This is a genomic window from Caballeronia sp. LP006 (assembly GCF_031450995.1).
Classification (GTDB): domain Bacteria; phylum Pseudomonadota; class Gammaproteobacteria; order Burkholderiales; family Burkholderiaceae; genus Caballeronia.
This window is the reverse complement of the sequence record NZ_JARTVW010000005.1, coordinates 2,029,169-2,051,737: the sequence shown is the minus strand read 5'-3', so window position 1 is coordinate 2,051,737 and position 22,569 is coordinate 2,029,169. Positions and strand designations below refer to the sequence as shown.

Below are 22,569 nucleotides of genomic sequence, written 5' to 3'. Positions count from 1 at the left end.
CGAACTGCAGCCCGAGATGAAGACTGACTCACCGGGTACAACCCGATATCCCGTTCAAATGACCCGCTCAAGTACACGCCGTACCAAAGACCAACCCAAAGATTATAGCCGAAGCGCCAAGCCCGACGACGCAGCTTCTACCGATTCGGACGCGCATGCGCCCGATGCCGGCACGCCGCATCGCGGCAAGGAAGCGCGGCATCGCAACGAGGAAGCGCCGCGCGAGGCGCGCGTGCCGGACGAACTCGCAGGCGAGCGGCTCGACAAGGTGCTGGCCAAGATCTTCCCCGAGTTTTCGCGCAGCCGTCTGCAAGGCTGGATCGAGGAAGGGCGCGTGCTCGTCGATGGCGCCAGCGCCAAGGTGCGCCAGCCCGTGCCGCTTGGCGCGACCATCGCGCTCGTGCCCGACCTGTTGCCCGAGCAACTCGCGTTCACGCCCGAGCCAGTGCCGCTTCACATCGTGTACGAAGACGAAACGCTCGTCGTCATCAACAAGCCCGCCGGCATGGTCGTGCATCCCGCCGCGGGGAACTGGAGCGGCACCTTGCTCAACGGTCTCCTACATCGTTATGGCGATGCGGCGGCGGGGCTGCCGCGCGCGGGCATCGTACATCGGCTGGACAAGGAGACCTCGGGGCTGATGGTCGTCGCGCGCACGCTCGAAGCCCAGACCGACCTCGTGCGGCAGTTGCAGGCGCGCACGGTGAAGCGCCGCTATGTCGCGTTCGTGTGGGGCAGGATGCCGGACGACGGTACCATCGACGCGCCCATCGGCCGCGATTCGCGCGACAGGACGCGCATGGCCGTGGTTCAAGGCGCATCGGGGAAACCGGCGCGCACGCACTTTCGCACCATCGACCGGACGCAGTGGAACGGGCAGCCCGTGAGCGCGATCCATTGCGATCTCGAAACCGGCCGCACGCACCAGATTCGCGTGCACTGCGCGGCGAGCGGCCATCCGCTTCTGGGCGATCCGGTCTACGGTCACATACGCGGCCGGCGTTCGGTGACGCCGCTGCCCGACGGCTTTGCGCGTCAGGCGCTGCACGCGTGGCGGCTCGGTCTGGTTCATCCGGCAACGGGCAAGCAGGTGCACTGGCGCGCGGACGTGCCCGAGGATCTCGCCAAGCTCGCCACGGAACTCGGCTTCGGGCGCGACGACGAAGTCGAACTAGACGAAGACGACGACTTCCCGCAAGTCTATGAAATGGGCGACGGCGAAGACTGGGACGACGAATACGACGACGAAGAAGGCGAACACGATGCCGATGCCGAGGACGACGAAGCATGACCCATCGCACTGACGTCACATTGAGCGCGGATGATTGCGTGTGGCCGCAATGGCGCGTCTCGCCGCGCGTGCATGCGTTCGTGACGACTCGCGCGGGCGGCGTGAGCGCGGCGCCTTTCGATGGCGGCACGCCGGGCGCGGGCGGTCTCAATCTTGGTTTGTCGAGCGGCGATGCGCCGGATGCCGTCGCTGAAAATCGCCGTCGCGCGCTGGCGTTGACGGGCATCGGACAAGCCGCGTGGCTCGAACAGATTCACGGCACGACGGTTGAAGATGCGCACGCGGTCATCGAGCGCCGCGCAGCCGGTCCAACGCGCGCCGATGCGAGCGTGACCGACCGGCCGGGCGTCGTCTGCGTGGTGATGACGGCGGACTGTTTGCCGGTCCTCTTCTGCGACGGCGAAGGCCGCGCGGTCGGCGCCGCGCATGCGGGCTGGCGAGGTCTTGCGGGCGGTATCGTCGAGAAGACGGGCGCGCGGGTGGCGCAACTCGCGGGCGTGCCGACATCGCGCCTCAATGCTTACCTCGGTCCGGCCATTGGTCCCGCTGCATTCGAAGTGGGCGAGGACGTGCTCGATGCCTTCGTGTCGATCGCGAATGCGAATCAACGCGACCTCACCGCGGCAGCGTTCAAGCCGACCGGCGCACAAGGCAAATACTTCGCCGATATCTATACGCTTGCGCGCTTGCGTTTAGCCGATATCGGCGTGGAAGCGAAGCGCGTTCATGGCGGTACGCACTGCACGGTGAGCGAGCGAGAGCGCTTCTATTCGTATCGTCGCGATCGCGTGACAGGGCGCATGGCCGCCATGATCTGGCTTGGCGATTAACTGCTCGTCATCTGCATTCAGCGACAACTGCCAGCTTTAAGTCGCAGGAACTTGCGTAAGCCCATGCGAATGCAATATCTCGCATGGGGAAAACGATAATTAAAAAAATATCGCACTGCGGCAAAATCAGGTGAAGCATTGACATGCCTGAGTCCTAAGAGCAAGAATGTTCCCGGAATTCATTCAATCGGGCACGGCGTAGCTAGGTGACTCTTGTGGCGCGCAGAGTGCGCATCGACACTTGCGCGCTGGTTGAGACAAGCCCGGCGATGCCTGCATCAGCAATCAGTCTTGCGAGACTTACAGGTCAAAAGCGGGTATGGCTTCCAAATCTAGTTCCTCCTCTGCGTCCTCCGCCCGCTCCCGTACTGCCAGCAGTTCGACGGCTGAAGTTCCCGCTGATCCGACAGGCGTACAGCAAGCGTTCGATCAATGGCTCAACGCGTGGCGCTCGGTCGCCGATCCCGCGCAATGGGCGAAATTCAATCCCCAGACCAACGCGCAAACCAACGCGCAGACGAATGACGGAGCCGCTGTGAATAGCGCGAGCGCGCCGCCGTTCGGAGCGTTCGGTTCGTTTCCCGGCTTGGGCGCGTTTCCGGGTTTGTCCGGTGCGGGTTTGCCCGGTGCATTTCCGAATGCATTCGGCGCGGTTCCAACCGTCATGCCGCAAATGCCCGACTTCGCGAAGATGAACGGCCTGGCCGAATTCGCCAAGCTCGCGAGCAGCATGCCGGGCTTCGGCGCGTCGATGCAGGGCTTGCCTACGTTGCCGAAGATTCCGACGGCAGCCATCGCGCCCGAGCGTCTGCAACAACTGCAAAGCAATTATTCGCGCGATGCCGCCGCTTTGCTCAAGCAGGCGGGCGAGCAGAGCATCGACCCTGCATCGCTCAAGGACCGCCGCTTCACCGACACCACGTGGCAGAACACGCCGGCATATGCCTTCACGGCCGCGTGGTATTTGCTGAACGCGCGTTATCTGCAAGAACTCGCGGACGCCGTGCAGAGCGATCCCAAGACGCGCGAACGCATCCGCTTCACGGTGCAGCAATGGGCGGCTGCGGCTTCGCCGAGCAACTATCTCGCGCTCAATCCCGAAGCGCAGAAGACGCTCATCGAAAGCAAGGGCGAGAGCTTGCGCCAGGGCATGCTCAATCTACTCAACGACTTGCAGCGCGGCAAGATCTCGCAGTCGGACGAGTCGCGCTTCGCGGTTGGCAAGAACATCGGTTCGACGGAAGGCTCGGTCGTGTACGAGAACGAACTCGTGCAACTGATCCAATACAAGCCGCTCACGCCGAAGGTTTATGCGCGGCCTTTGCTGATCGTGCCGCCTTGCATCAACAAGTTTTATATCCTCGATCTTCAGCCTGAAAGCTCGCTCGTGCGTTATGCGCTCGAACAAGGGCAGCAAGTCTTTATCCTGTCGTGGCGCAATGCGGATCAATCGCTCGCCGCGAAGGAATGGGACGATTACGTCGAACAGGGCGTGCTCGAAACCATCGGCGTCATCAAGGACATCACGGGCGAGGAGCAGATCAACACACTCGGCTTTTGCATCGGCGGAACCATTCTGGCGACGGCGCTCGCGGTAGCGAAGGCGCGCGGCGAAGAGCCGGCCGCGTCGATGACCCTGCTCACCTCGATGCTCGATTTTTCCGACACCGGCGTGCTCGACGTCTTCGTCGACGAAGCACACGTGCAGATGCGCGAGCAGTCGATCGGCGGCAAGAACGGCGCGCCCGCCGGGCTCATGCGCGGGATCGAATTCGCCAATACGTTCTCGTATCTGCGGCCGAACGATCTCGTGTGGAATTACGTCGTCGACAACTATCTCAAGGGACGCACGCCGCAAGCCTTCGACCTGCTGTTCTGGAATAGCGACTCGACCAACTTGCCCGGTCCGATGTGCGTTTGGTATTTGCGCAACACGTATCTGGAGAACAAGCTGCGCGAGCCGGGCGCGCTGACCGTGTGCGGCGAGGCGATCGATCTGTCGACGCTCTCGTTGCCCACTTTCATCTACGGTTCGCGCGAAGACCATATCGTGCCGTGGAAGTCCGCGTATGCATCCGCGCCCATTCTCACGGGCCCGCAAAAGTTCGTGCTCGGCGCGTCGGGGCACATCGCGGGCGTGATCAATCCGCCGTCGAAGAACAAGCGCAGTTTCTGGATGCTCGACAGCCATGAGGAGCGCCTGCCCGAAACCGCCGACGCGTGGTTCGAGGCAGCCACGGAACATCCGGGAAGCTGGTGGCCGACGTGGTCCGCATGGCTCGCGCAAAACGCGGGCGAGGAAGTGAAGGCGGGCACGTCGCAAGGCTCGAAGACTTATCCGGTGATCGAGCCCGCGCCCGGACGCTACGTGCTGGAGCGCGACTTCTGACACGGCGCGAAGTCGCACGCATAACCGAATTCATTTGATGCCAAAGGAAACTGAAATGACTGACGTAGTGATCGTATCGGCCGCGCGTACAGGGGTCGGCAAGTTCGGTGGTTCGCTCGCGAAGATCGCGGCGCCGGAACTGGGGGCAACGGTGATTCGCGCGGTGCTGGAGCGTGCGGGACTGAAGCCGGATCAGGTGAGCGAAGTCATTCTGGGTCAGGTGCTGACCGCGGGTTCGGGACAGAATCCGGCGCGCCAGTCGCTCATCAAGGCAGGGTTGCCCGACATGGTTCCGGGCATGACGATCAACAAGGTCTGCGGCTCGGGTTTGAAGGCCGTGATGCTCGCGGCCAACGCGATCATCGCGGGCGATGCGGATATCGTCATCGCCGGCGGTCAGGAAAACATGAGCGCGGCGCCGCACGTGCTGCCGGGCTCGCGCGACGGCTTTCGCATGGGCGACGCCAAGCTGATCGACTCCATGATCGTCGATGGCCTGTGGGACGTCTATAACAACTACCACATGGGTACGACCGCCGAGAACGTCGCGAAGGAATACGGCATCTCGCGCGAAGACCAGGACAAGTTCGCGGCGCTGTCGCAGAACAAGGCCGAGAAGGCACAGAAGGAAGGGCGCTTCGACGACGAGATCGTGCCGGTGTCCATTCCGCAGCGCAAGGGCGAGCCGCTGCGGTTTGCCACCGACGAATTCGTGCGCCACGGCGTGACGGCCGAAGCGCTTTCCACGCTCAAGCCCGCGTTTTCGAAGGAAGGCACGGTGACGGCGGCGAACGCATCGGGCATCAACGACGGCGCGGCCGCGGTCGTCGTGATGTCGGCGAAGAAGGCCGAGGCGCTCGGTCTCACGCCGCTTGCGCGCATCAAGGCTTATGCGAATGCGGGCGTCGATCCCAAGGTCATGGGCATGGGTCCCGTGCCTGCATCGAAGCGTTGTCTCGAGCGCGCGGGCTGGTCGGTGAACGACCTCGACCTGATGGAGATCAACGAAGCCTTCGCCGCGCAGGCGCTTGCCGTGCATAAGCAAATGGGCTGGGATCAGTCGAAGATCAACGTGAACGGCGGCGCAATTGCCATTGGCCATCCGATCGGTGCATCGGGCTGCCGCATTCTCGTGACGCTCTTGCACGAAATGCAGAAGCGCGACGCGAAGAAGGGTCTGGCGTCGCTGTGTATCGGCGGCGGCATGGGCGTGGCGCTTGCGCTCGAGCGTGACTGAGCGCAACACCCGAAGGCATGGGAAGGCCAAGCGGAAGGCGTCGTTCGAACGCCGTTCCGCATAACGAAAATGGAGTGAGGAATGACAAAGCGCGTAGCGTATGTAACCGGCGGGATGGGCGGAATTGGCACGAGCATTTGCCAGCGGCTCCATAAAGATGGCTTCACGGTCGTCGCGGGCTGCGGCCCGAACTCGCCGCGCCGGGTGAAATGGCTGGAAGACCAGAAGACGCTCGGCTTCGATTTCATCGCGTCGGAAGGCAATGTGGGCGACTGGGAGTCTTCCAAGAACGCGTTCGACAAGGTCAAGGCGGAAGTCGGCGAAGTCGACGTGCTGGTGAACAACGCGGGCATCACGCGCGATGTCGTGTTCCGGAAGATGACGCATGAAGACTGGACCGCGGTCATCGACACCAACCTGACGAGTCTTTTCAACGTGACGAAGCAGGTGATCGACGGCATGGTCGAGCGCGGCTTCGGGCGCATCATCAATATTTCGTCGGTGAACGGTCAAAAAGGGCAGTTCGGCCAGACGAACTACTCCACCGCGAAGGCCGGTATTCATGGCTTCACGATGGCGCTGGCGCAAGAAGTGGCGACCAAGGGCGTGACGGTCAACACGGTGTCGCCGGGTTATATCGGCACGGAGATGGTGAAGTCCATTCGCCCCGAAGTGCTGGAGAAGATCGTGGCGACCATTCCCGTGCGCCGGCTCGGCACGCCGGATGAAATCGGCTCCATCGTCGCGTGGCTCGCTTCCGATGAATCGGGATTCTCCACCGGCGCGGATTTCTCGCTGAACGGCGGCTTGCACATGGGCTGACGGGTGGCGGCGTCCCTCACGGAAGGCGCGAAGGCGTGAAGGCGTGAAGAGGGACGCTGCTGCTTGCCGGATAGATCAACGACGCGGCGAACTGGCGGCAACGCTTTATTGCGACAATGCAAGCCGTGGCGGCTGGCACCGCAGTAAAGTCCTGCGTTTAAAGGCGTTAAATGACCACCACTACTACAAAGAAATCCGCCGAACGACTCATCAAAAAATATCCTAACCGGCGGCTCTACGACACGGAAACGAGCACCTACATCACGTTGTCGGATGTGAAGCAGCTCGTGCTCGATCAGGAAGAATTCAAAGTGCTGGACGCGAAGTCGAGCGACGACCTCACGCGCAGCATTCTCCTGCAGATCATTCTCGAGGAAGAGAGCGGCGGCTTGCCGATGTTTTCATCGGTGATGCTCTCGCAGATCATCCGCTTCTACGGCCATGCCATGCAGGGCATGATGGGCACGTATCTGGAGAAGAATATCCAGGCGTTCATCGACATCCAGCAGAAGCTGTCCGAACAGAGCAAGGGCATCTACGACGGCAACGCGCTCAATCCGGAAGTCTGGTCGCAATTCATGAACATGCAGGCGCCGATGATGCAGGGCATGATGACGAGCTACATCGAGCAGTCGAAGAACATGTTCGTGCAGATGCAGGAGCAGATGCAGACCCAGGCGAAAACGATGTTTAACACGTTTCCGTTTCCGACGCCTGTCGTGCCGCCGACGACCGAGAAGAAATAGGCGCTCATGGCCCGAGCGCACGGGCCGACTCAGCCACCGCCGCGCCGAGCGGCGGATGCGCTTGAAAATCCGTCGAGACGTCGCTGAATGCCATGAAGCCGCCGCGGTTGACTGCGTGCTGGCGCCATCGTGCGTCATTGACCGGACAGCGCAACGCGCGCTTGAGGAAATCGCCCTTCTCGACGCAGGCAGGAATCTCGCCCGTCCAGTTAATACGCGAGTGGGAGAAATCGTCTGTGAAGATGTATGCGGCCGGCAGTCAGTGATTCTCCACGCCACAACCGGTTAAAATACGAGATTCGCCTCGACCGAGGCACGCGCTGTCGCACGCGCGCGTCTTTCTCCGGATGTCCCCGTGAATACTTCTTTGAAATCAAGCACTAGCACACCCGCGCCGCGCATCGGCATGGTCAGTCTCGGCTGCCCGAAAGCCCTTGTCGATTCCGAGCAGATCATGACCCAGCTGCGCGCCGAAGGTTACGAAATCTCCGGCACCTATGACGGCGCCGACCTCGTCGTGGTCAACACCTGCGGCTTCATCGACGAAGCCGTGCAGGAAAGCCTCGACGCCATCGGCGAAGCGCTTGCCGAGAACGGCAAGGTCATCGTGACGGGCTGCCTGGGCGCGAAAAAGAGCGCGAGCGGCACGGGGCTCATCGAGGAAGTGCATCCGAAAGTGCTCGCCGTCACCGGTCCGCACGCGACCAACGAAGTGATGAACGCCGTGCACTCGTATCTGCCCAAGCCGCACGATCCGTTCACCGATCTCGTGCCGCCCGCGGGCATCAAGCTCACGCCGCGTCATTACGCGTATCTCAAGATTTCCGAAGGCTGCAATCATCGCTGCACGTTCTGCATCATTCCTTCGATGCGCGGCGATCTCGTTTCGCGCCCCATCGCCGAAGTCATGCTCGAAGCCGAAAATCTGTTCAAGTCCGGCGTGAAGGAACTGCTCGTCATCTCGCAGGACACGAGCGCGTACGGTGTCGATGTCAAATACCGCACTGGCTTCTGGGACGGCAAGCCTATCAAGACGCGCATGACCGAACTCGTCGGCGCGCTCGGCGAGCTCGCGTCGCAATACGGCGCGTGGGTGCGTCTGCACTATGTGTATCCGTATCCGAGCGTCGACGAAGTCATCCCGATGATGGCCGAAGGCCCGCTGCGCGGCCACGTTCTGCCGTATCTCGATGTGCCGTTTCAGCATGCGCATCCCGAAGTCCTGAAGCGCATGAAGCGCCCGGCCAATGCCGAGAAAGTGCTCGAACGCGTGAAGACGTGGCGCGAGATTTGTCCCGATCTGACCATCCGCAGCACCTTTATCGCGGGCTTTCCGGGCGAAACCGAGGAGCAGTTTCAAACGCTGCTCGACTTTATCCGCGAGGCGGATCTCGACCGCGTCGGCTGCTTCGCGTATTCGCCGGTCGAAGGCGCAACGGCCAACGAACTCGATGGCGCGCTGCCCGACGAAGTCCGCGAGGAACGCCGCGCGCGCTTCATGGAACTGGCCGAGGAACTGTCGGCCGCGCGCATGAAAAGGAAAGTCGGCAAGACGCTGCGCGTGCTCGTCGATGAAGTGAGCATGGACGGCGGCGTTGGCCGCACGGCGGCGGATGCGCCGGAAATCGACGGCGTGGTGTATATCGCGCCCGCGACGAAGGCGTCGAAGCGCTACAAGGCCGGCGACTTCGTCTCCGTCAGGATCACCGGCGCGGACGGCCACGATCTCTGGGGCGAGGTATAAGTCATGGCGCATTCCATGCCTTCGGTGCTCGCGCTCGGCGAGGCGATGATCGAGTTCAACCAGTCGACGCGAAATCAGCCGAACTATCTGCAAGGCTTCGGCGGCGATGTCTCGAACTTTCTGATCGCGGCGTCGCGGCAAGGCGCGTCGACGGGCTTCGTGTCCGCCGTCGGCAACGACCAGTTCGGGCAACTGCTGCTCGATCTCTGGCGCACGGAGAATGTCGATACATCGACGGTGCGTATCGACGATACGGCGCCCACGGGCGTTTATTTCGTGTCGCACGGCGAGAGCGGGCATCGCTTCGATTACTTGCGCGCGGGTTCGGCGGCGAGCCGTTATGCGAGCGCGCATCTGCCGCTCGACGCGATCGCGGCGGCGAAGGTCGTGCATCTGTCGGGAATCAGTCTCGCAATCGGCGTATCCGCGTGCGATGCCGCTTTCGCCGCCATGGATCACGCGCGCTCGCACGGCGCAAAGGTGAGTTTCGACACGAACCTGCGCCTGAAGCTGTGGCCGCTTGCGCGCGCCCGCGCGGTGATGCTCGAAGCGCTGCGCATGACGGACATCTGCCTGCCGAGCTGGGACGACGTGACCGTCATCACGGGCCATGAAGACAAGGACGCCATCGTCGACTTCCTGCTCGCGCTCGGCTCGAAAGTCGTCGCGCTCAAGCTCGGCCGGGAAGGCGCGTATATCGCGACACCCAATGAGCGGCGCGTGGTGCCGGGCCGCGTCGTGAACGCGGTCGATGCCACCGGCGCCGGAGATTGCTTCGGCGGCGCGTTCATCGCGCGTATCGTCGCGGGTGACGATCCTTTTATGGCGGCGCGTTATGCCAACGTGGCGGCGGCGTTATCGACGCAAGGCTTCGGCGCGGTAGCCCCGATTCCAACCAGAAAGACAGTGGAGTCCGCGCTCGCGGAGTAAAAGACCCACGCAAACTCAGGAGACAAGAACATGACGCGAGAAGTAGTGGTGGTAAGCGGTGTACGCACGGCAATCGGCGACTTCGGCGGCGCGCTCAAGGATTTCACGCCGACCGATCTCGGCGCGCGCGTGGTGCGCGAAGTGTTGTCGCGTGCAAACGTGCAGGGCGACGAGGTCGGCCATGTCGTGTTCGGCAACGTGATCCAGACCGAGCCGCGTGACATGTATCTCGCGCGCGTGGCCGCGCTCGACGGCGGCGTGACGCAACACGCGCCCGCGCTCACGGTAAACCGTCTGTGCGGCTCGGGCTTGCAGGCCATCGTGTCCGCGTCGCAATCCATCTTGCTGGGCGACGCCGAGATCGCCATCGGCGGTGGCGCGGAAAGCATGAGCCGCGCGCCTTACGTCATGCCCGCCGCGCGCTTCGGCCAGCGCATGGGCGATGCACGCGTCGTCGACATGATGCTCGGCGCGTTGAACGACCCGTTCGACAAGATCCACATGGGCGTGACGGCCGAGAACGTCGCGAACAAGTACGGCATCACGCGCGAGGCGCAGGACGCGCTCGCGCTCGAATCGCACCGGCGCGCGGCGCGGGCTATCGAAGCCGGTTACTTCAAGGAACAGATTCTGCCGATCACGCTGGCATCGAAGAAGGGCGACACCGTTTTCGATCGCGACGAGCACGTGCGCATGAACGCGACGGCCGAAGATTTTTCGAAGCTGCGTCCTGTGTTCGCGAAGGAAAACGGCACGGTCACGGCGGGCAATGCATCGGGTATCAACGACGCGGCCGCGGCCGTCGTGCTGATGGAGCGCGGCGTCGCCGAGAAGCGCAGCGTGAAGCCGCTCGCGCGCCTCGTCGCTTACGCGCATGCGGGCGTCGATCCGAAAATCATGGGCATTGGCCCCGTCCCCGCCACGCAAAAGGCGCTGGAGCGCGCGGGACTGAGCGTCGCCGATCTCGACGTGATCGAAGCGAACGAAGCCTTCGCCGCGCAAGCCTGCGCGGTCACGCAGGAACTGAAGCTCGATCCGGCGAAGGTCAATCCGAACGGTTCGGGCATTTCGCTTGGGCATCCGATCGGCGCGACGGGCGCGCTCATCACCGTGAAGGCGCTGTACGAGTTGCAGCGCATTGGCGGGCGGTATGCGCTCGTGACGATGTGCATCGGCGGCGGTCAGGGTATCGCGGCGATTTTCGAGCGCATCTGACGCTCGGAGCTTGGGTCAAGGAACGAAGGATGATCGAAACAATGAAGCGCTTGCACTGGGCGACGATCGCAGGCGCCGCATTCGCGTTTGCCGGCTGTAATTCTCCAATGCCGCCGGATGCGTCGACGGCCGCGGCGAATGCGCCTGTCAGCGCGAAGGGCGAGTCGCATGGCGCGCAGCAGGCTATCGAAACGCTTGCCTTGCCACCGCAAAAGCCGCTCACGCCGAATCCGGAATACGCGCGCTTTCCGCGTTATGTCGGCACGCTCGGCGACCGGCAAATCGAAATGAGGCTCGGCGCGAAGACCGACGATCCCTCGGGCGTGCATGGCGAGTATCGGTTCGCGGACAGCCCGTCGGTGATCCTCGTTGCTGGCGATCGCGATGGCGATACGCTGGAGATCGAGGAATCGAACGACGGCACGCATATCACTGGCAACTGGGTGGGAAAGTTCGCGGCGGATGGCAGCGTGTCGGGCGAGCGCATGGACCCGGACGATTCCAATTCCAGGCCATTCGATCTTCGTCCAGCGGTGGCGGGAGCGACGCTGCCCGCTGTGCAGGGTGCGCCTCTCACGCGCAGTGCGCCGCCCGCGCCTTCGCTCGAACCTGCGCCGCCGCGTAATGCGGTGGGCGGGACGAGTAACGTGATCATCGGTGAGTGATGGTCGTTTCGAAGCGGGCGTCAGTGCTCGACACGACGCCCATCGCGAACCTTCCCACTTCTATTCCTCGGCCGAGCGTTAGCGGCACTCCCGCGCATCAACCACTCAACTCTGCTTCGACATGACCGATTCAAGCAACTCCGAACGCGACCTGCAAACCCGTATCGTCCAGCCAGATGACCGCATCACGCCGGGCTTCGAGTCCTTTTCAGTGCCGGTTACGCGCGCCTCGACCGTGGTGTTTCCGGACCTCGCCACCATGCGCGAACTCGTCTGGAGCGACGATTCGAAATGGCGCTACGGGCTGCACGGCACGCCTACGACGGTCGCGCTTGCGCAGCGGCTTGCGACGATCGAAGGCGGCGAACACGCACTGTTGCAACCGTCCGGGCTCGCGGCCATTTCGAACGTGTACTTCGCGTTGGTCAAGTCGGGCGATCACGTGCTCGTGCCGGACAACGTGTATGGACCGAATCGCGATCACGCAGACTGGCTCGCGAGCGACTTCGGCGTGGAGGTGACCTACTACGATCCGATGAAGGGCGCGGGCATTGCCGATGACATCCGTGACAACACGAAGCTCATCTGGCTCGAAGCGCCCGGCTCGGTGACGATGGAAGTTCAGGACGTGCCGGCCATGGTTGCCGCGGCGCGCGCGCGCGGCATCGTGACGGCGATCGACAACACGTATTCGGCGGGGCTCGCGTTCAAGCCGTTCGAACATGGCGTCGATATCTCGGTGCAGGCGCTGACGAAGTATCAGTCGGGCGGCAGCGACATTCTGATGGGCGCGACCATCGTTCGCGATTTCGAGCTGCATAAGAAGCTCAAGCGCGCGCGCATGCGGGTGGGCGTGGGTGTGTCGTCCGACGACGCATCGCTCGTGTTGCGCAGCTTGCCGACGATGCAACTGCGCTACGAGGCCCATGACCGTTCCGCGCTTGCTTTGGCAAAATGGCTGAAGACGCGCCCGGAAGTCGCGGCGGTGCTGCATCCGGCGCTGGACGATTGTCCTGGCCACGAGTTCTTTAAGCGGGACTTTTCGGGCGGCGCGGGCGGCTTGTTTTCGTTCGTGTTCGACGCGCGCCATGGCGCGGCGCAAGTCGATGCGTTCGTCGAGGCGCTCGAGCTGTTTTCCATCGGCTGGAGCTGGGGCGGGGCGCACAGCCTCGCGATGCCCTACGACATCCGGTCGATGCGCACGGCGTCGAAGTGGCCGCATGAGGGCGTGCTGGTGCGGCTTTATATCGGGCTGGAGAGCGAGAGCGATTTGAGGGCGGACGTGGAAAGGGCGTTGGAGAAGGCGTTGGGGTGAGATGCTCGCCCGGTGGCGCTTGCTCGCCTGACCCAACCCGTCGGCCGAAACAAAACCACCCAAACAAACAGTTTCGCGGATTTTTCTATCGGGTTAAGGTTCGTCTATCGGAATGAAACGAACCGCAGCTCCCGCATCCAGAAACATGACTCGATTCTCCTTGCTGCACATCACGCCACGGACGCATCAGGTGGAGATCGATCTCGTCTACGCGACCGATCGCAATCTCACCGGCAAACCCATCTACAAGGCGCAGCATTGTCTGCTGCTCGAACCCGCCGAGGCGGCCTTGCGCCGCGCGGTCGCCATCGCGCAAAGCTTCGGCATGACGCTCAAGATTTTCGACGCCTATCGGCCGCCGCAAGCGCAGCAGGTGCTCTGGGACTTTCTTCCCGACCCGACCTTCATCGCCGATCTCAAGCGCGGCTCGAATCACAGCCGCGGCACGGCAGTAGACCTCACGCTCGTCGATGAAAACGGCGGCGAGCTCGACATGGGCACGGGCTTCGACGCAATGGTCCCCGAGTCCGCGCACTTTCACGCGGGTTTGCCGAGGCACGTACAGCACAACCGCACGCTGCTGCTCGGCGTGATGCACGGCGCGGGCTTCGCGCATATTCCCAGCGAGTGGTGGCATTACGAATTGCCGGGCTCGCGCGAACTTGCTCTCATCGACAACGAAGAAAGCGGCCTGTTGCGGCTGATGTGAACCCAACCTCACTTCGAACGGAAAAGCACATGGTCTTGCGCAAGGCAGTCGCGGCGGCACTGGCAACGGCTCTGGTTTTGGCGGGCGCGGGAACACTGACACTCGCGCAGGCCGCCACGCCGAAGGACATGTTCGTCATGGCAACGCTGCTCGACGAGTTCACCTCGCTCGATCCCGGCGAAATCTACGAACTCGTGCCCGAGGAATACGTCGCGAACACGTACGACCGGCTGGTGCGCGTCGATCTGAAAGACCCGTCGAAGTTCAACGGCGACGTCGCGCAGTCGTGGTCGGTCAGTCAGGACGGTCTGACGTTCACGTTCAAGATTCGCCCCGGCCTCAAGTTCCATTCGGGAAATCCGCTTTCCGCCGACGACGTCGCCTGGTCCATCCAGCGCACCGCGTTGCTGGACAAGGGCGCGGCCGCCGTGCTTGCGGGCATCGGGCTCACGAAGGCCAACGCGCTGCAGAACGTGAAGAAGATCGACGATACGACCGTCGCCATAACCACCGATCAACGCTACGCGCCGACTTTCGTGTTGAACGTGCTCGGCTCGTGGCCGGCGTCGGTGGTGGATCGCAAGCTGCTCGAATCGCATCAGAAGGGCAGCGACTACGGCAACGAATGGCTCAAGACGAACGAGGCCGGTTCGGGCGCGTACAAGCTCGTGAAGTGGACGGCCAACGACAGCATCGTATTGCAACGTTTCGACGGGTATCGCGCGCCGCTTGCCATGAAGCGCATCGTGCTGCGCCATGTGACCGAAGCGGCGAGCCAGCGTCTGATGATCGAGAACGGCGACATCGACGTGGCACGCGATCTGAGCCCCGACGACCTCGACACGCTTGCCAAGGCCGGCAAGATCAAGGTGAACGCCGTGCCGCAGGCAACGCTCATGTATCTCGGCCTCAACAACAAGAATCCGAATCTGGCGAAGCCCGAAGTCTGGGAGGCGATGAAGTGGCTGATCGACTATCAGGGCATTCAGAAGAACGTCATCCGCACGACGTACAAGGTGCACGAAACCTTCCTGCCCGAGGGATTCCTGGGCGCGCTCAATGACAATCCGTATCACCAGGATGTCGCGAAGGCCAAGGCGTTGCTGGCCAAGGCCGGTCTTGCGAATGGCTTCACCGTGAAGATGGACGTGCGCAACGACTATCCATACAGCGAGATTGCGCAGGCGGTGCAGGCGAACCTCGCGCTTGCCAACATCAAGGTTCAACTCATGCCGAGCGACAACAAGCAGACGCTCGGGCGCTACCGGGCGCGTGCGCATGACATCTATATCGGCGAATGGTCGGCGGACTATATCGATCCGCATAGCAACGCGCAGGGCTTCGTGTGGAATCCGGACAACTCGGATGCGTCGAGCTACAAAATGCTTGCGTGGCGCAACGCCTGGGACATTGCGGAACTGACGAAGGAAACGAACGCCGCGCTCGCCGAAAGCGATACGAAAAAGCGCGCGCAGAGCTACGAGACCATGCAGCGCGAAGTGCTCGCGAAGTCGCCCTTCGTCATCATGTTCCAGAAGGTGTCGCAGGTGGCGGCGCGGCCAGGCGTGAGCGGGCTGGAAGTCGGGCCGATCAACGATCTCGTCTCTTACAAAGACATCAAAAAGCAATAACCAGCGAAGCAGCCTGCGAATGTCCGTCACGCCCACGTTTTTCGACCGAATGCGCGCCGCGAGCGGCCGGCGAAGGGGCGTGCGCTTCGTGCTTGCACTCGTGCGCTGGATCATCATGCTCGCGGTGACGTTCACCGGGCTGCTTGCGATCACGTTCTTCATCGGCCGCAAGATTCCCATCGATCCCGTGCTTGCCATTCTCGGCGACCGCGCATCGGCGGCGGCGTATGCGGCGGCGCGTTTGCAGCTCGGGCTCGACAAGCCGCTCATCGAGCAGTTCATGATCTACGCGCGCGATGTCCTGCACGGCAATCTGGGCGTGTCGCTCTTGACGGCGAATCCCGTCATCGACGACATCAAACGCGTGTTTCCCGCGACGCTCGAACTGGCGACGCTCTCGACTTTCATCGGCGTTTGCATCGGCGTTCCGCTCGGCGTGATTGCGGCCGTGAAGCACAACCGCATGGTCGATCACATCGCGCGCTTCATCGGGCTGGCGGGCAGTTCGGTGCCCGTATTCTGGCTCGCGCTGATGGGTCTGTTGCTGTTCTATGCGCGCCTTCATTGGGTTTCGGGTCCGGGCCGTATCGACCCGATGTACGACGGCATGGTCGATACGCGCACCGGCAGTCTACTAATCGATTCGCTCCTCGCGGGCGAGTGGGACGTCTTTAGAAACGCGTTCTCGCATATCGCGTTGCCGGCGGGCGTGCTGGCGTTCTATTCCATCGCTTATCTGAGCCGCATGACGCGCTCGTTCATGCTCGAACAACTGAGCCAGGAATACGTGACCACCGCGCGCGCGAAGGGCTTGTCCGAGCGGCGCGTGATCTGGCGGCACGCGTTTGGCAATATCGCGGTGCCGTTGCTGACGGTGATCGCGTTGGCGTACAGCTATCTGCTCGAAGGCTCGGTGCTGACAGAAATCGTGTTCGCGTGGCCGGGCATCGGCTCGTATCTGACGGGCGCGCTTTTGAACGCGGACATGAACGCGGTGCTCGGCAGCACGCTCGTGATCGGCGCGACGTTCATTGCGCTCAATTTGCTGACCGACGCGCTTTACCGCGTGTTCGATCCGCGCGCACGCTGACATGGAGGACGCTTGTCGATGCATTCGCCCGTCGAGCGCACGCCGATGAAACCCGCGCGGGCGCACTGGCGCGCGTGGTTGCTCACCGACACGCCCGCGTCGCCGCGTCAGGCGGCGCTCGGGCGCGCATACCGGCGCTGGCGCGCGTTCTCGGCGAATCCGCTCAGCATGTTCGGTCTCGCGATACTCGTGCTGCTCGTCGTGGTGGCGATCTTCGGGCCGCTCGTCGTCACGCGCGACCCGTTGCAGCAAGTGCTCGCCGAACGCCTTACGCCGCCCAACGCCGCGCACTGGTTCGGCACCGATCAGCTCGGCCGCGACATCCTGTCGAGGCTCGTGCACGGCTCGCGGCTCACGTTGAGTATCGCCATGCTGGTCGTGGTGCTCGTCGTACCCGTGGGTTTGCTCATGGGCACGGTGGCGGGTTATTGCGGCGGTTTCGTCGATACCGTGCTCATGCGCATTACCGATGTCGCGCTTGCGTTTCCAAAGATCGTGCTCGCGGTCGCGTTTGCGGCGGCGCTCGGGCCGGGCGTGCTCAACGCGGTCATCGCCATTTCGATCACGGCGTGGCCGCCGTATGCGCGGCTCGCGCGTGCCGAATCGCTGCGGCTCGCGCAGGCCGACTTCATCCACGCGGCGCGTCTGCAGGGCGCGTCGCCCGCGCGCATTCTGTTGCGCTATATCGTGCCGCTGTGTTCGTCGTCGGTGATCGTGCGCGCGACGCTCGACATGGCGGGCATCATCCTCGCGGTCGCGGGGCTCGGATTTCTGGGGCTGGGCGCGCAGCCGCCGAGTCCCGAATGGGGTTACATGGTTGCCTCTGGCCGCAATGTGCTGCTCGATGCATGGTGGGTCGCAACTATTCCCGGCCTCGCCATTCTCGCCGTGAGCCTGGCGTTCAATCTGCTCGGCGACGGTTTGCGCGATGTCTTCGATCCGCGTCACGGAGGCTGACATGTCCTTGTGCGAGATCGATGGACTCGATATTTCTTTCGCCAGCCACGACGGCGTGCCAATGCCCGCCGTGCGCGGCGTCTCGTTGTCGGTCGAGCGCGGCGAACGGTTGGGTATCGTCGGGGAATCCGGTTCGGGCAAGTCGCTTACCGGCCGCGCGCTGCTCGGTCTCTTGCCGCAAGGGGCGAACTGGTCCGCGAAAGCCCTGCGTTTCGACGGCCAGGACTTGCTCGCGATGAAGCCGAACGAGCGCCGGCGTTTATGCGGCACGCAGATGAGCATGATTCTGCAAGACCCGAAATTCTCGTTGAACCCGGTCATGACCGTCGCGCAGCAAATGCGCGAAACCTTCGCGCGGCAAGGCGAACGCCTCGGCCGCAAGGCCATGCGCGCGCGTATCGTCGAGGCGTTGTCGGCGGTGCATATCCGCGATCCGGAGCGCGTGGCGGATGCGTATCCGCAAGAGCTGTCGGGCGGCATGGGCCAGCGCGTGATGATCGCGATGATGGTCTTCGCCGGCCCGCGCCTCTTGATCGCCGACGAACCCACCAGCGCGCTCGACGTGCTCGTCTCCATGCAAGTGCTTGCCGTGCTCGACGAGATGATCGAGCGTCACGACACAGGACTCGTCTTTATCAGCCACGACCTGCCGCTCGTGATGTCGTTTTGCGACCGCGTGGCAGTGATGTACGGCGGGCGGATCGTCGAGACATGCGCGGCGGCGGATCTCGCGCACGCAAAGCATCCGTACACGCGCGGGTTGCTGGCCGCCAATCCGCCGCTCGTCGATCCACCCGCCGAGTTGCCGACCTTGCGGCGCGATCCGGCGTGGCTCACGGAATCGTTCGAAGGAGACAGCGCACGATGATCGATATCGACCGCGCGAGCATTCGTTTCCGCACGAAGACCGGTCACGTCGATGCCGTGCGCGACGTGACTTTTCGCGTGGAGGAGGGCGAGGTGTTCGGGCTCGTCGGCGAATCGGGCAGCGGAAAGTCGACCTTGCTGCGCGCACTCGCCGGCCTCGTGCCACTGTCGAGCGGAAGCCTGCGAGTCAGCGATAGCCGTCCGCAGATGGTGTTTCAGGACCCGTACGCGGCGCTGCATCCGCGCTTCACGGTCGACAAGACCTTGCGCGAGCCGCTCGCGATCAACGGTATCGGCGATGAAGACGCGCGCATTTTGGCCGCGCTTGCCGAGGTCGGGCTCGGACCGGCGTTCAGATTTCGGTATCCGCATCAATTGTCGGGCGGGCAGCGGCAGCGCGTGTCGATTGCGCGCGCGTTGATCGTGGGTCCGCGCGTGCTCTTGCTCGATGAACCGACGTCCGCGCTGGACGTCTCCGTGCAAGCCGAAATCCTCAACCTGCTGCGCCGCTTGCACACGGAGCGCAAGCTCACGATGATGCTCGTGAGTCACAACCTCGCCGTGGTCGGTTTTCTGTGTCAGCGCGTCGCGGTGATGAAAAATGGCGAGATCGTCGAGCAACTCGATGTGGAAGCCGTCCGCGCGCGCGACGTGAAGCACGAATACACGCGCAGCCTCATGCGGGCGACCGAAGGCTATACGCGCAAGCACATTCGTCGAAACGACGCCATCGAATGTGGCGAAAATCACGCATAAAGCCGGTATACAATGCAGCCCGATCGCGCTCTGGCCGCGCGATGAAAACAGCGTGCCAGCCGCTGTTAGAATAGGAATTGGATTGTCGGGATCTGCCGAACAGCGCTTCAAGCGTGGTATTTCCGGCTGCCATCCGACTTCAGGCTAACCCACGGAAATCGCGACAGACCGCGCCCGCCAACCAGTGAGAGCCGGTCGAATCCCCCGATGAAATTGCTAGATGCTTTGGTCGAACAGCGGATCAACGAAGCCGCCTCGCGCGGCGAATTCAACGATCTTCCCGGCGCAGGCGCGCCCCTCGCCTTGGACGACGATCTCCTCGTGCCGGAGGAAGTGCGCGTCGCCAATCGTATTCTCAAAAACGCGGGTTTTGTCCCGCCAGCCGTCGAACAGCTGCGCGCATTGCGCGGGCTTCAGGACGAGCTGGACCGCGTGACCGACCCGGCCGCGCGCTGCCGTATTCAGGTGAAGATGCTCGCGCTCGACATGGCGCTCGAATCCTTGCGCGGCGGCGGTTGCGTGCCGCATGAATACAGGCGGCGCATTGCCGAGCGGCTGTCCGAGCGCGCTCAGGGCCGCAGCGAGATGGGCTGATCTTGTCGCCCGACCTCCCCAACCTTTCCGACGCTTCCTTTTCCACCGCATCCGTCGATTCCTCCGACGAACGCGATCGCCGCTTCATGGCGCTCGCGCAACAAGCCGCCGACGAAGCGCGCCGCGCGGGCGAAGTGCCCGTGGGCGCGGTCATCGTTCGTGGCGATCAAGTCATCGCGACGGGCTTCAATCATCCCATTGGCGGACATGACCCGTCCGCGCACGCCGAAATGGCCGCTTTGCGGGCGGCGGCGCAATCGCTCGAAAACTACCGGCTGCCGGGCTGCGAGCTTTATGTCACGCTCGAACCGTGCCTCATGTGCGCGGGCGCTATCATGCATGCTCGGATCGCGCGCGTGGTGTTCGGTGCGGCCGATCCGAAAACGGGCGCATGCGGCAGCGTGGTCGACGTGTTCGCCAACGAGCGGCTCAATCATCACACCAGCGTGACAGGCGGCGTGCTTGCGGACGAATGCGGCCGGTCGCTCAAGAACTTCTTTGCGGAACGAAGGCGTCTGGCGCGCGAAGAACGCGATTTGCGGCGCGCGCGCGAAGCCGGGCAGGGCGGCGAGTTCGCCGTTTCCTTCAACAAAACGAACTGATAAACGTGAAATCACGCACCATCGATCTGATCGCGCCTTCGGGCTATCCGAACGATCCGGCGGCTGTCGAGCGCGGCATCGGCAGGTTGAAAGCTCAAGGGCACAAGCTTGAAAACGTCGATGCCACGCGGCGCCGTTTCCAGCGTTTTGGCGGCACCGACAGCGAGCGCGCGGCCGATTTGAACCGGCTCGCCAATCCGTCGCGTCGTTTGCCGGACGTGGTGCTCGCCGTGCGCGGCGGCTATGGCGCGTCGCGCATTCTTCATGGTCTCGATTACGACGGCTTGCGCGACAGGCTGCGCGATCAACCTGTCGCGCTCGTCGGCCATAGCGATTTCACCGCCATCCAATGCGCGCTTTTTGCGCAAGCGGGCGTCAAGACCTTCGGCGGTCCCATGTTCGCGGGCGACTTCGGCGCGGAGCATCTGAGCATTTTCACGATGACGCATTTCTGGCAGGCGATCTCGCATCCCACGCTGACTGTGACGAGTCATGAGCCGCAGCATCAATCCGTCGATGTGAGCGGCATGTTGTGGGGCGGCAATCTGGCCATACTTGCGTCGCTGGTCGGTACGCCGTATTTGCCGCCGGTCGAGGGCGGCATTCTGTTCATCGAGGATGTGAACGAGCATCCGTTTCGCATTGAACGGATGATTTATCAGTTGCATCAGTCGGGCGTGCTTGGGCGGCAGCAGGCTATCGTGATGGGCGAGTTCTCGGGCGGACGCTTGTCCGAATACGACAACGGCTATTCACTCGACGCGATGATCGATCAGGTGAGGGCAGTAACGGGAATTCCCGTCGTCACCGGCTTGCAGTTCGGACACGTCGATAACCTGCTTACGTTGCCGTTCGGCGCGTCGGCGCATCTCGTATCGAACGAGCGCGGGTTCAAGTTGACGATGTCCGATTATCCGCATCTGGTTTGATCGGGGAACGAGGGCGCTTGTCATAGCGCCTTTCTTTTCTTCGCGCATCGCAACTAACTGTCTTTCTTCTATTTCCACGCGAGTTGATATCGGCTCACTTCCCGTGCTCAATTGTCGACAAAAAAGTGCGAACAATGCTGACAAAACGTCGATGAATCCTCGCTCATGCCCGTGGCAAAAGGCTGTACGAACAATGGGCCGTCCCTGTACGCCTGATTCATTGCGGCTTTTTACAACAAATTGTTGACAATCTTTATGTCGATTCTAAGATGGTCAACATGCAAGCGAGCACATCATGTCCGAACCCAAACCGAGTGCAGCATCGATCGCTTCGAATTTGAATGGCGGAGCGAATGCCGAGTCGATCGCCGAGAACATTCGCGCCGCGATCCTCGAGCATCGGCTTGCGCCTGGGGCCAAGCTGACCGAAGCGCAGTTATGCGAAGTGTTCGATGTGAAACGCGGCACGGTACGTCAGGCGCTCGCGCAACTGGCGAACGAGCGACTGGTCGATCTGGAGCCGAACCGCGGCGCCTTCGTCGCGAGTCCGTCGCTGCAGGAAGTGCATGAGGTGTTCGAGATGCGACGCATCATCGAACTGGCGGTGGTGGAGCGCATCGGCAAGGGGCACGGCATGCGTCGGCTCAAGTCGATCAGCATGAATATCGGGCGGGAGCGGCGTGCGTTCGAGAGCCGGGACTTTTCGCAATGGATTCGCCTTTCCGGCGAGTTTCACACGGAGCTCGCCGCACTCACCGGCAACACCGTGCTGTGCGAATGTCTATCCGGACTCGTTGCACGCTCGACGCTGATCTCGGCGCTGTATGAATCGCTCGGCAGAAGTTCTTGCTCGTTCGAAGATCACGAAGCGATTCTCGCTGCGCTCGACGCCGGCGATGCCGCGAAAGCCGCGAATCTGATGGCGCAGCATCTGCGCGATGTCGAATTGAAAATGTTGGAGCGGCCAGCGCGCGGCGCGGTCGATCTGAAAGAAGTCTTTGCGCGGCCGGCCGAAAGCGCGCCGATTCTCGACGCTGTCGACCCTGTCGACCGGTAGCAAGCAACGCCTTAAATCTGCAATGCACGCGCCATCCAACGCGCGTCATGCTGCACTGAATGACCGCTCGGGAAATAGAAGAGCGCGCAATGAAAATCGCCGTGGCGGCAGGCGCGAAGGCAAGTGCCCGCGCGTTTTTGTCATCACGCTCCCGGCGAACCAGCAAATCCCAAGAGTACCGCGTCAGAGCCCG

At 62.7% G+C, this 22,569-nt stretch carries 21 protein-coding genes; all 21 read left to right on the top strand.

Annotated elements, in window-relative coordinates; genetic code table 11:
* Window positions 1–58 precede the first annotated feature (58 nt).
* The 21 genes from P9250_RS26190 to P9250_RS26090 all read left to right on the top strand — a co-directional run bounded on the left by P9250_RS26190 (window position 59) and on the right by P9250_RS26090 (window position 22,376).
* Window positions 59–1,291 (top strand): RluA family pseudouridine synthase, encoded by a 1,233-nt coding sequence (locus P9250_RS26190; RefSeq protein WP_310395974.1) that lies wholly within the window; start codon window positions 59–61, stop codon window positions 1,289–1,291.
* On the top strand, window positions 1,288–2,121 hold the full coding sequence (pgeF, locus tag P9250_RS26185; protein WP_310395971.1) for a peptidoglycan editing factor PgeF: 834 nt from the start codon (window positions 1,288–1,290) through the stop codon (window positions 2,119–2,121). Before P9250_RS26190 ends, pgeF begins: the two co-directional genes overlap by 4 nt.
* A 319-nt stretch (window positions 2,122–2,440) precedes the next feature.
* Window positions 2,441–4,510 (top strand): class I poly(R)-hydroxyalkanoic acid synthase, encoded by a 2,070-nt coding sequence (phaC, locus tag P9250_RS26180; protein WP_310395969.1) that lies wholly within the window; start codon window positions 2,441–2,443, stop codon window positions 4,508–4,510.
* 55 nt (window positions 4,511–4,565) lie between these two features.
* A complete protein-coding gene (locus P9250_RS26175; protein WP_244825317.1) occupies window positions 4,566–5,747 on the top strand; it encodes an acetyl-CoA C-acetyltransferase in 1,182 nt (393 codons plus the stop codon).
* A gap of 81 nt (window positions 5,748–5,828) precedes the next feature.
* The gene (locus P9250_RS26170) at window positions 5,829–6,569 is read left to right on the top strand and encodes a 3-ketoacyl-ACP reductase (protein ID WP_244825316.1); all 741 of its coding nucleotides are present in this window, start codon (window positions 5,829–5,831) and stop codon (window positions 6,567–6,569) included.
* Between the two features lie 170 nt (window positions 6,570–6,739).
* Window positions 6,740–7,315 (top strand): polyhydroxyalkanoate synthesis repressor PhaR, encoded by a 576-nt coding sequence (gene phaR / locus P9250_RS26165; RefSeq protein ID WP_244825315.1) that lies wholly within the window; start codon window positions 6,740–6,742, stop codon window positions 7,313–7,315.
* Window positions 7,316–7,670: 355 nt separating this feature from the next.
* On the top strand, window positions 7,671–9,059 hold the full coding sequence (rimO, locus tag P9250_RS26160; protein ID WP_409014949.1) for a 30S ribosomal protein S12 methylthiotransferase RimO: 1,389 nt from the start codon (window positions 7,671–7,673) through the stop codon (window positions 9,057–9,059).
* Window positions 9,060–9,062: 3 nt separating this feature from the next.
* Window positions 9,063–9,989 carry a sugar kinase gene (locus P9250_RS26155; protein WP_310395968.1) on the top strand — a complete coding sequence of 309 codons (927 nt, stop codon included), beginning with the start codon at window positions 9,063–9,065 and terminating at the stop codon, window positions 9,987–9,989.
* A gap of 30 nt (window positions 9,990–10,019) precedes the next feature.
* Entirely contained in the window at window positions 10,020–11,204 is a 1,185-nt protein-coding gene (gene bktB / locus P9250_RS26150; RefSeq protein ID WP_310395966.1) for a beta-ketothiolase BktB, read from the top strand.
* A 29-nt stretch (window positions 11,205–11,233) separates the two neighbouring features.
* Window positions 11,234–11,869, top strand: a complete 636-nt coding sequence (locus P9250_RS26145) for a hypothetical protein (protein WP_409014948.1) — start codon at window positions 11,234–11,236, stop codon at window positions 11,867–11,869.
* 121 nt (window positions 11,870–11,990) lie between these two features.
* Window positions 11,991–13,184, top strand: coding sequence for a cystathionine beta-lyase (locus P9250_RS26140; RefSeq protein WP_310395964.1), 1,194 nt, complete (start codon window positions 11,991–11,993; stop codon window positions 13,182–13,184).
* Between the two features lie 145 nt (window positions 13,185–13,329).
* Window positions 13,330–13,893, top strand: coding sequence for a D-alanyl-D-alanine dipeptidase (ddpX, locus tag P9250_RS26135; protein WP_250464937.1), 564 nt, complete (start codon window positions 13,330–13,332; stop codon window positions 13,891–13,893).
* Between the two features lie 29 nt (window positions 13,894–13,922).
* Window positions 13,923–15,524, top strand: coding sequence for an ABC transporter substrate-binding protein (locus P9250_RS26130; protein ID WP_310395961.1), 1,602 nt, complete (start codon window positions 13,923–13,925; stop codon window positions 15,522–15,524).
* Window positions 15,525–15,543: 19 nt separating this feature from the next.
* The gene (locus P9250_RS26125) at window positions 15,544–16,614 is read left to right on the top strand and encodes an ABC transporter permease (RefSeq protein WP_250509082.1); all 1,071 of its coding nucleotides are present in this window, start codon (window positions 15,544–15,546) and stop codon (window positions 16,612–16,614) included.
* A gap of 18 nt (window positions 16,615–16,632) precedes the next feature.
* Entirely contained in the window at window positions 16,633–17,571 is a 939-nt protein-coding gene (gene nikC, locus P9250_RS26120) for a nickel transporter permease (protein WP_409014946.1), read from the top strand.
* A gap of 1 nt (window position 17,572) precedes the next feature.
* Entirely contained in the window at window positions 17,573–18,439 is an 867-nt protein-coding gene (locus P9250_RS26115; protein WP_404989211.1) for an ABC transporter ATP-binding protein, read from the top strand.
* A complete protein-coding gene (locus P9250_RS26110; protein WP_309843173.1) occupies window positions 18,436–19,194 on the top strand; it encodes an ABC transporter ATP-binding protein in 759 nt (252 codons plus the stop codon). The genes P9250_RS26115 and P9250_RS26110 overlap by 4 nt, the downstream gene beginning before the upstream one ends.
* A 207-nt stretch (window positions 19,195–19,401) precedes the next feature.
* Window positions 19,402–19,788 carry a DnaJ family domain-containing protein gene (locus P9250_RS26105; RefSeq protein ID WP_244825306.1) on the top strand — a complete coding sequence of 129 codons (387 nt, stop codon included), beginning with the start codon at window positions 19,402–19,404 and terminating at the stop codon, window positions 19,786–19,788.
* Window positions 19,789–19,790: 2 nt separating this feature from the next.
* On the top strand, window positions 19,791–20,390 hold the full coding sequence (gene tadA, locus P9250_RS26100) for a tRNA adenosine(34) deaminase TadA (protein WP_310395958.1): 600 nt from the start codon (window positions 19,791–19,793) through the stop codon (window positions 20,388–20,390).
* 5 nt (window positions 20,391–20,395) lie between these two features.
* Window positions 20,396–21,319: a muramoyltetrapeptide carboxypeptidase gene (gene ldcA / locus P9250_RS26095; RefSeq protein WP_310395957.1), complete on the top strand. Its 924-nt coding sequence runs from the start codon at window positions 20,396–20,398 to the stop codon at window positions 21,317–21,319.
* 295 nt (window positions 21,320–21,614) lie between these two features.
* The gene (locus tag P9250_RS26090; RefSeq protein ID WP_310395954.1) at window positions 21,615–22,376 is read left to right on the top strand and encodes a GntR family transcriptional regulator; all 762 of its coding nucleotides are present in this window, start codon (window positions 21,615–21,617) and stop codon (window positions 22,374–22,376) included.
* The last annotated feature ends 193 nt before the right edge of the window (window positions 22,377–22,569 follow it).